13 protein-coding genes are annotated in these 12709 nt (G+C 62.9%); 8 read left to right on the forward strand and 5 right to left on the reverse strand.

Annotated elements, in window-relative coordinates; all coding sequences use genetic code 11:
* Positions 1 to 90 precede the first annotated feature (90 nt).
* The 4 genes from Q1A85_RS02490 to tdh all read left to right on the forward strand — a co-directional run bounded on the left by Q1A85_RS02490 (position 91) and on the right by tdh (position 3576).
* Positions 91 to 651: a helix-turn-helix domain-containing protein gene (locus Q1A85_RS02490; RefSeq protein ID WP_299684710.1), complete on the forward strand. Its 561-nt coding sequence runs from the start codon at positions 91 to 93 to the stop codon at positions 649 to 651.
* A gap of 95 nt (positions 652 to 746) precedes the next feature.
* Complete coding sequence (locus Q1A85_RS02495) at positions 747 to 1931, forward strand: glycine C-acetyltransferase (protein ID WP_299684712.1); 1185 nt, start codon at positions 747 to 749, stop codon at positions 1929 to 1931.
* Positions 1931 to 2539, forward strand: a complete 609-nt coding sequence (locus tag Q1A85_RS02500) for a class I SAM-dependent methyltransferase (RefSeq protein ID WP_299684714.1) — start codon at positions 1931 to 1933, stop codon at positions 2537 to 2539. Before Q1A85_RS02495 ends, Q1A85_RS02500 begins: the two co-directional genes overlap by 1 nt.
* A gap of 5 nt (positions 2540 to 2544) precedes the next feature.
* Complete coding sequence (gene tdh / locus Q1A85_RS02505; RefSeq protein ID WP_299686334.1) at positions 2545 to 3576, forward strand: L-threonine 3-dehydrogenase; 1032 nt, start codon at positions 2545 to 2547, stop codon at positions 3574 to 3576.
* On the opposite strand, the gene Q1A85_RS02510 is transcribed toward tdh, so the two are convergent.
* Genes Q1A85_RS02510 through Q1A85_RS02525 form a run of 4 tightly spaced genes read right to left on the reverse strand, consistent with a single transcriptional unit; the run spans position 3567 to position 7927 of the window.
* Positions 3567 to 4304, reverse strand: coding sequence for a metallophosphoesterase family protein (locus Q1A85_RS02510; RefSeq protein ID WP_299684715.1), 738 nt, complete (start codon positions 4302 to 4304; stop codon positions 3567 to 3569). The two genes, tdh and Q1A85_RS02510, sit on opposite strands and share 10 nt — an antisense overlap.
* 41 nt (positions 4305 to 4345) lie before the next feature.
* On the reverse strand, positions 4346 to 5098 hold the full coding sequence (locus tag Q1A85_RS02515; protein ID WP_299684717.1) for a Stf0 family sulfotransferase: 753 nt from the start codon (positions 5096 to 5098) through the stop codon (positions 4346 to 4348).
* 33 nt (positions 5099 to 5131) lie between these two features.
* Positions 5132 to 6724: a phosphoglycerate dehydrogenase gene (gene serA / locus Q1A85_RS02520; RefSeq protein WP_299684719.1), complete on the reverse strand. Its 1593-nt coding sequence runs from the start codon at positions 6722 to 6724 to the stop codon at positions 5132 to 5134.
* 60 nt (positions 6725 to 6784) lie between these two features.
* Positions 6785 to 7927: a phosphoserine transaminase gene (locus tag Q1A85_RS02525; RefSeq protein WP_299684721.1), complete on the reverse strand. Its 1143-nt coding sequence runs from the start codon at positions 7925 to 7927 to the stop codon at positions 6785 to 6787.
* A 159-nt stretch (positions 7928 to 8086) separates the two neighbouring features.
* Between Q1A85_RS02525 and serB the strand changes: the two genes are divergently transcribed.
* A complete protein-coding gene (gene serB / locus Q1A85_RS02530) occupies positions 8087 to 8965 on the forward strand; it encodes a phosphoserine phosphatase SerB (RefSeq protein ID WP_299684723.1) in 879 nt (292 codons plus the stop codon).
* A 101-nt stretch (positions 8966 to 9066) separates the two neighbouring features.
* Complete coding sequence (locus Q1A85_RS02535; RefSeq protein ID WP_299684725.1) at positions 9067 to 9381, forward strand: hypothetical protein; 315 nt, start codon at positions 9067 to 9069, stop codon at positions 9379 to 9381.
* 4 nt (positions 9382 to 9385) lie between these two features.
* On the opposite strand, the gene Q1A85_RS02540 is transcribed toward Q1A85_RS02535, so the two are convergent.
* Positions 9386 to 10378, reverse strand: coding sequence for an asparaginase (locus Q1A85_RS02540; protein WP_299684728.1), 993 nt, complete (start codon positions 10376 to 10378; stop codon positions 9386 to 9388).
* Positions 10379 to 10554: 176 nt separating this feature from the next.
* On the opposite strand from Q1A85_RS02540, the gene Q1A85_RS02545 reads away from it, so the two are divergent.
* Together Q1A85_RS02545 and rlmN are read left to right on the forward strand one after the other, a co-directional pair.
* Complete coding sequence (locus Q1A85_RS02545; RefSeq protein ID WP_299684730.1) at positions 10555 to 11088, forward strand: invasion associated locus B family protein; 534 nt, start codon at positions 10555 to 10557, stop codon at positions 11086 to 11088.
* A gap of 349 nt (positions 11089 to 11437) precedes the next feature.
* Positions 11438 to 12616, forward strand: coding sequence for a 23S rRNA (adenine(2503)-C(2))-methyltransferase RlmN (gene rlmN / locus Q1A85_RS02550; protein ID WP_299684732.1), 1179 nt, complete (start codon positions 11438 to 11440; stop codon positions 12614 to 12616).
* Positions 12617 to 12709 lie beyond the last annotated feature (93 nt).

Below are 12709 nucleotides of genomic sequence, written 5' to 3' on the forward strand. Positions count from 1 at the left end.
GTCTCCTTTGCGCCCACCATGCCCTTTGCGCAGGCCGGAGTCAGCCCTTGGCCCTTGACGGGGACGCAACGGCACGTACACCTGTCCGTTATGACGGATGATACGGACGCTATACTCGCACGCCTGCCCGCGCGGCTGAAAGAGGCCCGGCAGGCGCAGGGCCTGAACCTTGACGCGGTGGCCAAACTGTCCGGTGTGAGCCGGTCGATGGTCAGCCAGATCGAACGCGGCGAAAGCTCGCCCACGATTGCGACGCTGTGGAACCTGACGCGCGCGTTGCAGGTGGATTTCGCGGGCCTCCTGGAAGAGTCGGGTTCGGATGCCATCGAGGTGCTGCGCGCCAAGGATGTGCCCAGCATCGACAACCGTGGCTCCGGCTGCACGATCCGCATCCTGTCCGCGCCCGAGGACGCCGGGCGTCACGAGGTCTACGAGTTACGGCTGGCGGAGGGCGGCGTGCTCGATAGCCAGCCGCACCGGCGCGGCGCGCGCGAACAGCTGACCGTGATTGAGGGCAAGGTCGACGTCACCAGCGGCGGCGCACAGGACACGGCGCGGCAGGGCGATACCCTGCGCTACGCCGCGGACGTGCCGCATAGGATTTCTGCCGACCGACCAAGCCGGGTATTCCTGATTGTGCATGACGCCTGATAATCCGCTGTAACGGATTTTTGTCCGATATTGTGTAATCCTCTATTTCGGAATCACATCCGACATGTTAGATGCTCTGGCAAAGGAGCATCCCGATGACGCACGCATTCCTCGCCCACGTGACCGACACCTTGGCCCAGATCGAGGCCGACGGCATGACCAAGCGCGAGCGCGAAATCACAGGACCGCAGGGCGCGCGGACGCGGGTGGGCGACCGCGAGGTGCTGAACCTCTGCGCCAACAACTACCTTGGGCTTGCGAACAACCCTGACCTGACCCGTGCCGCGCAGACGGCGATGGACAGCAACGGGTTTGGCATGGCCTCGGTCCGGTTCATCTGCGGCACACAGGACCTGCACCGTGAGTTGGAACAAAAGCTGGCGGCGTTTCTGAACAAGGACGATGCCATCCTTTTTGCCGCGTGTTTCGACGCCAATGGCGGGCTGTTCGAGCCGCTGCTGGGACCCGAGGACGCAATCATCTCGGACGCGCTGAACCACGCGTCGATCATCGACGGCATTCGGCTCTGCAAGGCGCAGCGCTACCGCTATGCCAATTCGGACATGGACGATCTGGAGGCGCAACTAAACGCGGCGCGGCAGGCGGGCGCGCGCCACATCATGATCGCGACGGACGGCGTGTTTTCCATGGACGGCTACTTGGCCAAGCTGCCCGAGATCACGGCGCTGGCGCAGCGCTACGACGCCGTGGTGATGGTCGACGATTGCCACGCGACCGGCTTTATGGGTCCCAAGGGCGCTGGCACGCCTGCACATTTCGGCGTGGATGTGGACATCCTGACCGGAACGCTGGGCAAGGCGCTGGGCGGCGCCATTGGCGGGTACATCGCGGGGCCGCAGCCAGTCATTGACCTGCTGCGCCAGCGGGCGCGGCCATACCTGTTTTCCAACTCCCTGCCGCCCGCGATTGTCGCTGCGGGGATCGAGGCGATCCGGCTGGTCGAAGCGGGCGACGCCCTGCGCGCGCAACTTTTCGACAATGCCAGCTATTGGCGCATGGGGCTGACCGAACTGGGTTTCAATCTTTTGCCCGGCGAACATCCCATCATCCCCGTGATGCTGGGCGAGGCGCAACTGGCGCAGGACATGGCTGCGCGGCTCTTTGATGAGGGCGTCTATGTCTCGGGCTTTTTCTTCCCGGTGGTGCCCAAAGGACAGGCGCGCATCCGCACCCAGATGAATGCCGCCCTGACGCGCGACGATCTGGATCGCGGACTGGACGCGTTTGGCACCGTGGGCCGCGCACTGGGGGTGATTTGATGCGCGTCGCACAGCAAGCCGTTGCAGGCTATGTCACCCACGCCCCGGCGCTGATTGCGCAGTACAATGCCGTGCCGTCGGACACGATTTACGCGGGCGTGCGGGACCTGTTGCCGGACACACCGGTCAAGGTTCTGGACGTGGGCACAGGCAGCGGGCGCGATGCCGAATGGTGCGCCAGCCTCGGCCATACGGTGACGGCGGTCGACCCGGTTGCGGCCTTTGTGGCCGAGACCATGCGCCGCGTCCCGGCGGCCACGATCCTGCGCGACCGGCTGCCCACGCTTGCATCCGTGCGCGGTCACTACGGCCTGATCCTTGTGAATGGCGTGTGGCAACATGTCGACCCGCAGGATCGCGCAGCGGCGTTGCGGCGCTTGTCTGGCCTGCTCGACCTTGGTGGGCGGCTGATCCTTTCGCTGCGGCACGGACCGGGGCACCCGGACCGGCCTATTGTGCCCATCGACACGGGCGCAACGCTGGCACAGGGCGAAGCCCTTGGCCTGAAGATGTTGCGCCGGGTTGAGACCGGGTCGCTGCAAGCGGGCAATACCGCCAACGGCGTCACGTGGACGTGGTTGGTCTTCGAACGGGACGGCGAGGCATGAACCAGATGATCGCATTGGAAAAGACCCACCCGCGCGAAGGCTTGTGGCGGGTCGAGGCACCGGTGCCCGAGATCGGCCCGGATGACGTGCTGATCCGCATCACCAAGACCGGCATCTGCGGCACGGATATCCACATCTGGAATTGGGATGATTGGGCGGCGGCCACAGTTCCCACGCCGATGATCACCGGGCACGAATTCGCGGGCGAGATCGTTGACATTGGCGCAAACGTGCGCGATCTGGCAGTTGGCCAGCGCTGTTCCGGCGAGGGCCACCTGATTGGAAAAACCTCGCGGCAGAGCCGGGCGGGCAAGTTCCACCTCGACCCCGCCACGCGGGGGATCGGCGTGAATGAACAGGGCGCTTTTGCCCAATACCTGCGGCTTCCCGCGTTCAATGTGGTGCCACTGCCGGATGAGATTGACGACGACATCGGGGCGATCCTTGATCCGCTGGGCAACGCGGTACACACCGCGCTGTCCTTTGATCTGGTGGGCGAGGATGTGCTGATCACCGGGGCAGGTCCCATCGGGATCATGGCGGCGGCGGTGGCCCGGCACGTGGGCGCGCGGCACGTGGTGATCACGGACGTGAACCCGGATCGGCTGCGGCTTGCCACGCATGTGGCGGATGTGGTGCCGGTGAACGTGGCACAACAGGATCTGGCCGAAGGTGTCGCGGGCCTTGGCATGACCCAAGGCTTTGACGTCGGCCTTGAGATGTCCGGGAATGCCCGCGCCTTCGACCAGATGGTCGAGGCGATGACGATGGGCGGGCGGATTGCGATGCTGGGCATCCCGCCGGGGCGTTCACCTGTGGACTGGTCCCGGATCGTGTTCAAGGCGATCACAATCAAGGGCGTCTATGGCCGCGAGATTTTCGAGACGTGGTACAAGATGATTGCCATGTTGCAGAACGGATTGGACGTGTCCGGCGTGATCACCCACCGCTTTGCCGCCAGCGCGTTCGAGGCCGGCTTTGCCGCGATGAAGTCGGGATCGTCGGGAAAGGTCGTGCTGGACTGGACTCAGGCGTAGACGGGTTCCAGCGGGACGCGGCCCTGTGCCGTCAGCCGCCAGACGCGGTCCCCTTCGAACACGGCGGCGGTCAGCGGCTCGCCATAGCCCGCAGCGGTATCAAGGTTCACACGGTTGCCGTAATGCGTCGCCGCGCGCACGGGCGTGTGGCCATGCACGATCAGTTTGGGGTGCGGGTCGGTGTGGTTGTGGAATTCCTGCCGGATCCACAGCAGGTCCTCTTCGTCCTGTTTGTGCAGAGGGATGCCGGGCCGGATGCCCGCATGGGCAAAGAACACCTTGTCCGTCTCATGGGTCAGTTGCAGCGACCGCAGGAAATCCACATGGGATTGCGGCACACGGGCAAGGGCGTCGGCGTGTACGTCCTTTTCGCGGCGCTCGGGATGTGCATTCACGCCGTAAGAGGCCAGCGTGGTGTCACCGCCCAACCGTTCGTGCAACCAGTAGAGCGACACCATCATGTAGGGATCGGCGCGCGGCGGCACCTCCATGAACCATTCGAACATGCGGTCGTGGTTGCCCTTGAGAAAGGTCCAGTTGCGCGCTTGCGCCTTGCCCTCGACCAGCGTGTCGAGAACGGCGCGGCTGTCAGGGCCACGGTCGGTGTAATCACCAAGAAAGACGATATGGGCGTCCTTGCCCCCGTCGGTTTCAATCAGATGCAGGATGCGGTCCAGCTGACCCATTTGGCCGTGGACATCGCCAATCGCATAGATGGGGTTGGGCATTCAAATCACTCAAAACAAAAACACAGCAGCAGTCTCTAGCCTTAGGGGGATTCGCTCCGCTTGGCGAGGACGTCGGCAAGATACCGCGCGGTCCAGTCGTCGCTGATGGCATCAGCGAGTTTGCGGGTCGGGACGGGAATGTGCCCGGCCTGCGCCTGTGCCTGTTCCGGGGTATACCCGATGTGCGTAAGCAGGTTGGCGAGCGTCTTTTGCGGGGCCTCTGCAAACGTTTCGTATGTCGTGGCGTGCGGCGTGATCCGGTGTTCTGCAAACCAGTTCAGCCATGCGCGGTCGGCGGCCTCGAACTTGGCGATCTGCGCGGTGATTGCGTCTGCGTCATATCCGTTGTTCCGGCTGGGATCGATCCGCTCAAGGTCAGTGCCGTCCGCGTTTCGGTGCCACAGGCCGGTCTGTTCGGCGCGCAGCAGCGACACCGCCTGCGCCACCTTGTCCTGTCGGCGCAGCCAGATATAGCGCAATGGTCCAAAGACGTTTTCGAGACGCTCGGGGTCGGTTGCCCCTTTGTCTGACAGCCGATCCATGAGGTAGGCAACGCTGTGCTGTTGCAGGCGAATGCCGGTGACACCCTCGGTGGCCGTGGTCCGAACGGTGGCGATGATCTGATCCAGCGGAGCGTCTCCAGACAGGCCGAGATCACAGGCCCAACGCGTCTGGTCGGGTCTGTGAAAATAGCTTTGAGGTGCACCGGCGATGCCTGTCGCGCTGAGCATCCCGCACAGCATCGTGCTGCCGCTGCGGGGTGCCGTGCACAGGATATAGCTGCGAGGTGCCATAGGTGCAGGATGGGCATTGCGGCCCATCCCCGGTCAACCCACGTCGAAGGCGAGCGGTTTGACTTGGGTGAACTGACCCGTGCCGCGCAGGGTTTTCAGCACGTCCTCGGGGATCGGATTGTCCACATAGAGAAGTGCGATTGCCTCACCGCCCACATCCGCGCGCCCAAGGGTAAAGTTCGCGATGTTCACGCCATTGGTGCCCATCGTGTTGCCCAGCAGGCCGATGATGCCCGGCACGTCCTCGTTGGTGGTGTAGAGCATATGTTCCCCGATCTCGGCGTCGATGTTGATGCCCTTGATCTGGATAAAGCGCGGCTTGCCGTCGCTGAACACCGTGCCAGCGACAGACCGCTCGCGCTTGTCCGTTACGACGGTGACTTTGATGTAGCCTTCGAACGCGCCGGACTTGTCCTGATTGGTGGTGCTGATCTGAATGCCACGTTCCTTGGCGACAACAGGGGCAGAGACCATGTTTACGTCCGGGTTGGCCTTTTTCATGATGCCCGCAATCACGCCGCAGTTCAGTGCATCAAGGTTCATATCGGCCACGACGCCGTCATACAGGATATTGATGGCCTTGATCGGCTCGTCCGTCATCTGGCCGGTAAAGCTGCCAAGGTGCCCAGCAAGTTTCAGCCATGGGCCCATCACCTTGGCCTCTTCGGCGGTGACGGAGGGCATGTTGAGCGCGTTTTCCACGGCGCCGGTCAGCAGGTAATTTGCCATTTGCTCGGCCACTTGCAGGGCGACGTTTTCCTGCGCTTCGGTGGTGGCCGCACCGAGATGGGGTGTGACCACGACGTTGGGCAGATTGAAAAGCGCGTTTTCCTTTGCCGGTTCTTCGGCGAACACGTCAAAGGCGGCACCCGCGACATGGCCGGATTTCAGGGCTTCGGCCAGTGCGGCCTCATCCACCAGACCGCCACGGGCGCAGTTGATGATGCGCACACCGGGCTTCATCATCGCGATGCGTTCGGCGGTGATCATGTTGGCCGTCTGTTCGGTTTTTGGCACGTGCAGCGTGATGAAATCGGCGCGCTTGATCAGGTCTTCGAGTTCGACCTTTTCGACACCCATTTTGGCGGCTTTTTCTTCGCCGAGGAAGGGATCGTAGGCGAGCACCTTCATCTTGAGACCACGGGCGCGGTCGCAGACGATGCCGCCGATATTGCCTGCGCCGATCACGCCCAGCGTCTTGCCGGTCAGTTCGGTGCCCATGAATTTGGACTTTTCCCATTTGCCCGCATGTGTGGATTCCGAGGCTTCGGGGATTTGGCGGGCGACGGCGAACATCATGGCGATGGCGTGTTCGGCGGTGGTGATCATGTTGCCAAAGGGCGTGTTCATGACAATCACCCCCTTTTTGCTGGCAGCATCCTTGTCGATATTGTCGGTGCCGATCCCGGCGCGGCCAATGACCTTGAGGTTGGTTGCGTTCTTGAGGATCGTGGGCGTGACACGTGTGGCCGACCGGATGGCGAGACCGTCATATTGGCCGATGACTTCGGCCAGTTTGTCCTTGTCCTTGCCAAGATCGGGTTCGAAATCGACCTCGATGCCACGGTCCTTGAAGATCTGGACGGCGGCGTCGGAGAGTTTGTCGGAGATGAGTACTTTGGGCATTGTCTTGTCCTTGCGGGTGCCGGGCTGAAGCCCGGCCTACGAATGGGGGGAACGCGGGTTTTAGCCTGCCGCGATTTCAGCGTCGAACGCGTGGGCGAGCCAGGGCAGCATCGCTTGGATATCCGAGGTTTCGACGGTGCCGCCGCACCAGATGCGCAGGCCCGGAGGCGCGTCGCGGTAGGCCCCGATGTCGAGCGCCACACCTTCGTCGGCGAGCCGTTTGGCCACGGCTTTGGCAAAGGCCGCGCCGTCGGTGATCCGATCATCGGTGAACCTGAGGCAGACGGACGTGGTCGAGGCGGTCGCGGGGTCAGTGGCGAGGTTCGCGATCCAGTCATGGGCGTCGACAAAATCGGCGACAGCCTGCGCATTGGCTTCGGCGCGGGCGATCAGGCCTTGCAGGCCGCCGACGCTGCGCGCCCAAGCAAGCGATTGCAGATAATCTTCGACGCAGAGCATCGACGGGGTGTTGATCGTTTCACCTTTGAAGATGCCGTCGATCAGCTTGCCGCCCTTGGTCAGGCGGAAAATCTTGGGCAGGGGCCAGGGGGGTGTGTAGCTTTGCAGCCGTTCGACGGCGCGGGGGCTGAGGATCAGCATCCCGTGCGCGGCCTCACCGCCCAGAACCTTTTGCCAGCTGAACGTCGTCACATCGAGCTTGTCCCAGGGCAAATCCATCGCAAAGGCGGCGGAGGTCGCGTCGCACAGGGTTAGGCCCGCACGGTCGCCGGGAATTGCATCGCCATTTGGCATCCGCACGCCGGAGGTGGTGCCGTTCCATGTAAAGCAGACGTCATTGTCGTAGTTCAGCGCTGCCATATCCACGATGTCGCCATAGTCGGCGGTGTGGACCGTGTGGTCGATCTTGAGCTGTTTGGCCACGTCCGTGACCCAGCCTGCGCCAAAGCTTTCCCATGCGACCATATCCGCGTGGCGTGCGCCCAGCAGCGACCACATCGCCATTTCGTATGCGCCTGTGTCGGAGGCGGGCACAATGCCGATCTTGTAATCCGCGGGCACACCGAGGATGTCGCGGGTTTCGTCAATGGCCGCTTTCAGCTTGGCCTTGCCTTCGGCGGCACGGTGCGAGCGACCCAATGGGGCATCGCCGAGCGCGTCGAGAGAAAATGTGGGGGGTTTGGCACAGGGGCCGGACGAAAAACGCGGATTTGCCGGCCGCGTGACCGGAGCAGTGTTAGCCATCTGATGTTATCCTTACAGATATGCGCCCTTCGTTGGGGAAGGGTGTCCCACGGATGCGTCTACGGGGCGGTGCGGGCTGGTGCAACCGGGAAAGCGGGGCTATAGCGCCGTCTGAGCCGCTTTTTGCGACATCGCTGACGCCTTTCGGAAACCTTGCCCATGTATGTCTGTACCCTTCTGACCGATCCTGCCCGGCCGTCTCTTGATGGTGCGTTGGTCGAGAGCCTGCGCAATGCGTGGGGTGGCGGGGACGTGCAGTGGCTGGCGGTGGACGAGGCGGCGGAGTTCACGCTGGCACAGGTCCCCGACACCCTTTGGGACGTGTGGGCGGATGTGCAGGGCTTGGGCGTGGACCTTGCGGTGCTGCCTGTCGAGGGGCGGCGCAAGCGGATGTTGCTGGCCGATATGGACAGCACCATGATCCAGCAGGAATGTATCGACGAGTTGGCCGACGTGGCGGGTGTGGGCGACCGGGTCAAGGACATCACCGCGCGGGCCATGAACGGAGAACTGGATTTTGAGGCGGCGATCCGCGAGCGGGTCGGATTGCTCAAAGGTCTGCCCGAGACAGTGATTGACCAAGTGCTGGCCGAGCGGATCACCTATATGCCGGGCGGTGCGGCGCTGCTGGGGACGATGAAGGCGCAAGGGGCGTATGCCGCGCTGGTATCGGGTGGCTTCACGGCGTTTACTGCGGCGGTCGCGGGGCATTTGGGGTTCGACGAGAACCGGGCCAACACGCTGTTGGTGGCGGGTGGTGCGCTGACCGGTGAGGTGGGGATGCCGATCCTTGGGCAACAGGCCAAGGTGGACGCGCTGGACCAGATTACGCGACGGCTTGGGCTGGTGGGCGCGGATGTTCTTGCCGTTGGCGACGGGGCGAACGATCTGGGCATGTTGGGGCGCGCCGGGATGGGTGTCGCGCTGCACGCCAAGCCAGCGGTTGCGGCGCAATGTGACATTCGCGTGAACTTTGGCGACCTGACGGCGCTGCTGTACTTGCAGGGTTATGCGCGGGACGAATTTGTGACCGTTTGACTGGGGCGCTGCCCCAGACCCCGTGATATTTCCGGTCAGAAGAAACGAAAGACGCGCGAATCGTGATACGCTGCGCCCAGCCAACAGGGAGGGAGGGCGCGATGCCTGATTTCATTTTTGCCTATCATGGAGGGACGGTCCCGGAATCGCCGGAAGAGGGCGAAAAGGCCATGGCGGCTTGGGGGGCGTGGTTTGAGGCCATGGGTGAGAACGTCGTGAACGGGGGAAACCCGGTCGGTCAGTCGATGACTGTGACGGCGGATGGTGTGGCGGGTGACGGCGGTGCCAACCCCATCTCGGGCTATACCATCGTGCGGGCGGACACGCCGGAAGCCGCGTGCGAGATGGCCAAGGGGTGCCCGATGGTTGCCGATGGATCAGGGTCGGTCGAGGTGGCTCCGATCGTCGTAATGTAGCGGATCAGAGCAGGCCGGGCGCGACGCGCATGTGGCCTGTGACCTTGCCGTCCCAGTTCTGGATGTCACCGTTGGTGTAGGCAATGGCCTCCGGGTGGAAGCGGTCGAGCGCACCGTGGCGGACCAGCAGCTGTGCAATAGCGCATTCGGCTGCGCGGGTGGCGCCATCCGCCACCTTGAGCGCGATGCCGAGGCGCTGTTCCGGCAGGATCGCGATAAAGAACCCTTCGGCACCCGTCTTGATCGCGACCTTGTGGTCCATGGCACGCATCAGTCGGGTGCAGGCGCGGCCTTCTCCGGCGACCAGTTCGGGGTGCGCGGCCATGGCGCGGGTCAGGTTATACGCCGCGCTGCCTTCTCCGGCGGAGGCGAACCGGGCCATGGCGCGGGCCATGCCGTGCAGGGTGCTGGCGAAATTCGGGGCGGAACAGCCGTCAATGCCAAAGCCGGGCGATGTCTCGTCCGTCATGCGTTCGAACGCCTCGCGGCAGGCGCGTTGCACGGGATGGTCGGGGTCGACGTAATCGGGGCCAGCGCCAAGGTGTTTGGTCAGGGTCAGGAACCCTGTGTGCTTGCCCGAGCAATTGTTGTGAATGCGGCAGACGGTGCCGTCCGCGCGGATCAGCGCGTCATGCACGTCCTTGTCCCGTGGCATTTGCGGGCCGCAGCAGAAGTCATCATCGGCGCACCCGATGGCCGACAGCCAGTCCCCCACCGCATCAATATGGATGCGCGCTGCGTTATGTGAGGCACAGGCCAGTGCCAGATGTGTCGATTGCAAACCATGAGCATTGGCCGCGCCGCTTTCGATCAGGGGCAGGGCCTGAATCATTTTGGCAGAGGAGCGTGGCAGGATGACGGCGCCGGGGTCGCCCCATGCCTCGACGATGTTGCCGCCTGCGTCACACACCACGGCATGACCCAAGTGAACACTTTCGAGGAACGGTCCGCGCCAGATTTCGGCAAGCGGAGCGGCGGGGCCTGCGGCATGGGGCATGTTTTTTCCTCACGTCTTGGCGAAAAGCTGCCAAATCTTCTTTCCAGCGTCGCGCGTTTCACGTTAATGTGCCACTTGTCGAGAAGAAATACCGATGCAGCAACAGATTGCGCACCAATGACGCAATCATCGCACCGGATCGAAATTGAGGTTTGGACAGCTTGGAGGCTGTGACGATGGGATTTTATGGAAATCTGGCCAAAGCGTTCGGCGCCTTGTCGCTGATCGCAGCGCCCGCACTGGCGCAGGAAGACACAAGCACAAACCGGGTGGCGGCCAAGACCGACTGGAGCGTCTTTGTCGAGGACAACCCGACCGAGTGCTGGGGCGTGGCAACACCCAAGGAAACGGTGAACACGCGCGACGGACGCGTTGTTGCGGTGACCCGGGGCCAGACCCTTCTGATGGTGTTCTACCGCCCGAGTGCGGAGGCCAAGGGGCAGGTTGCATTCACCGGTGGCTATCCGTTCCAGTCGGGATCGACTGTGAACATGAACATCAGCGGCAACGAATTTGAGCTGTTCACCGATGGTGAGTGGGCGTGGCCCGCGACGGTTGCCGACGATGCCAAGATTGTCACGGCGATGAAGCGGGGCGCGGATGCAGTTGTGACCGGCGTATCGAGTCGCGGGACGCAGACCAAGGACACATTTTCGCTCTTGGGCTTTACGGCTGCGGTCGAGGATGCCGAGGGCCGCTGCGGCGGCTAGTGCGCCGCGCACACCGTATCAGATTGATGCGGAGGGCCGTGCAGGGATGCGCGGCCCTTTTTGCGTTTGGCGCGTTTGGGGCTGTGTGGTCCAGTGTCAGATGTCAGGGGCCGTCTCGAAAGACTGACATGGTCACCACCACCGTGCGCATCCGCGACACGGCTCGTGCCGTGTTCAGGTTGATTTTGCGTGCAAGCCGAAAGGGATCGCGACGGAATAGGTGTCGGACTGGGGGCCAGCCCCCAGACCCCCGGAGTATTTGTCAAAGAGAAGAAGCACAGGGGGGATTTTGTTTCTCTGTGCTTTTCCTATATAGGGGCGCATCACCCGTTCATGACTGGATATTGGTATGGCTGACGCGCCGATCACGCAGGATGTATTGACGATCCCCCGCAAGCTGCCGGAGGGGCCGGTCAACCTTGTCGGATTGACGCGCCCGCAATTGCGCGAGGCGTTGATTGCGCATGGCACGCCGGAGAAACAGGCGAAGATGCGGGTGGGGCAGATCTGGCAGTGGATCTACCAGTGGGGTGTGCGCGACTTTGATGCGATGACGAACCTGTCCAAACTGTATCGCGCGCAGTTGGCCGAGACCTTTGTGATCGAGATCCCTGAAGTTGTGTCCAAGCAGGTGAGCGTCGATGGCACCCGCAAGTGGCTGGTGCGGATCGCGGGCGGGCATGAGGTCGAGGTTGTCTATATCCCCGAAGAGGATCGGGGGACGTTGTGTGTCAGCTCTCAGGTGGGCTGCACGCTGACTTGTTCCTTTTGTCACACTGGCACGCAAAAGCTGGTACGCAACCTGACCTCGGCCGAGATCGTGGGACAGGTGATGATGGCACGTGACGATCTGGGAGAATGGCCGGTGCCCGGTGCCCCCAAGGACGAGACGCGGCTGTTGTCAAACATCGTGCTGATGGGCATGGGCGAGCCGCTGTACAATTTCGAGAACGTGCGCGATGCGATGAAAATCTGCATGGACGAAGAGGGCATTCAGCTGTCGCGGCGGCGGATCACCTTGAGCACCTCTGGTGTGGTGCCGGAGATTGCGCGGACCGCGGATGAGATCGGTTGCCAGTTGGCGGTGTCGTTCCACGCGACCACGGATGCGGTGCGCGACACGCTGGTGCCAATCAACAAGCGCTGGAATATCGAGACCTTGCTGGCTGCACTCAAGGCTTACCCGAGGGGGCGCAATTCTGAGCGGATCACCTTTGAATATGTGATGCTGGATGGGGTGAACGACACGGATGCGGACGCGCACCGACTGGTCGCATTGCTGGACGGGATACCGGCCAAGGTGAACCTGATCCCCTTTAACGAGTGGCCCGGTGCACCGTATAAACGGTCCTCCAACAACCGCATCCGTGCCTTTGCCAACATCATCTATCAGGCAGGCTATGCGAGCCCGATCCGCACGCCACGCGGCGAAGATATCTTGGCCGCTTGTGGTCAGTTGAAATCCGCGACTGAACGTGCCCGCAAATCCCGCAAGCAGATCGCGGCGGAGGCTGGTCTGACGTCCTGAGATGGTCAGATGGTCGGGTCTGCACAGAAGGTGACAGACCGGGCCAGCATCTGGGTGCCGGACGCAGAGCGTTCCGGGACCGCATAGCCTAAG

Source organism: uncultured Tateyamaria sp., assembly GCF_947503385.1.
In the GTDB taxonomy this organism is placed as follows: Bacteria; Pseudomonadota; Alphaproteobacteria; order Rhodobacterales; family Rhodobacteraceae; genus Tateyamaria.

What these genes read in the sequence shown, in the direction of transcription:
- Q1A85_RS02525 (WP_299684721.1), bottom strand. Translation starts at nt 7,927, where the DNA reads ATGGCTAACACTGCTCCGGTCACGCGGCCGGCAAATCCGCGTTTTTCG.
- Q1A85_RS02500 (WP_299684714.1), top strand. Translation starts at nt 1,931, where the DNA reads ATGCGCGTCGCACAGCAAGCCGTTGCAGGCTATGTCACCCACGCCCCG.
- Q1A85_RS02510 (WP_299684715.1), bottom strand. Translation starts at nt 4,304, where the DNA reads ATGCCCAACCCCATCTATGCGATTGGCGATGTCCACGGCCAAATGGGT.
- tdh (WP_299686334.1), top strand. Translation starts at nt 2,545, where the DNA reads ATGATCGCATTGGAAAAGACCCACCCGCGCGAAGGCTTGTGGCGGGTC.
- serB (WP_299684723.1), top strand. Translation starts at nt 8,087, where the DNA reads ATGTATGTCTGTACCCTTCTGACCGATCCTGCCCGGCCGTCTCTTGAT.
- Q1A85_RS02545 (WP_299684730.1), top strand. Translation starts at nt 10,555, where the DNA reads ATGGGATTTTATGGAAATCTGGCCAAAGCGTTCGGCGCCTTGTCGCTG.
- Q1A85_RS02495 (WP_299684712.1), top strand. Translation starts at nt 747, where the DNA reads ATGACGCACGCATTCCTCGCCCACGTGACCGACACCTTGGCCCAGATC.
- Q1A85_RS02540 (WP_299684728.1), bottom strand. Translation starts at nt 10,378, where the DNA reads ATGCCCCATGCCGCAGGCCCCGCCGCTCCGCTTGCCGAAATCTGGCGC.
- serA (WP_299684719.1), bottom strand. Translation starts at nt 6,724, where the DNA reads ATGCCCAAAGTACTCATCTCCGACAAACTCTCCGACGCCGCCGTCCAG.
- rlmN (WP_299684732.1), top strand. Translation starts at nt 11,438, where the DNA reads ATGGCTGACGCGCCGATCACGCAGGATGTATTGACGATCCCCCGCAAG.
- Q1A85_RS02535 (WP_299684725.1), top strand. Translation starts at nt 9,067, where the DNA reads ATGCCTGATTTCATTTTTGCCTATCATGGAGGGACGGTCCCGGAATCG.
- Q1A85_RS02515 (WP_299684717.1), bottom strand. Translation starts at nt 5,098, where the DNA reads ATGGCACCTCGCAGCTATATCCTGTGCACGGCACCCCGCAGCGGCAGC.
- Q1A85_RS02490 (WP_299684710.1), top strand. Translation starts at nt 91, where the DNA reads ATGACGGATGATACGGACGCTATACTCGCACGCCTGCCCGCGCGGCTG.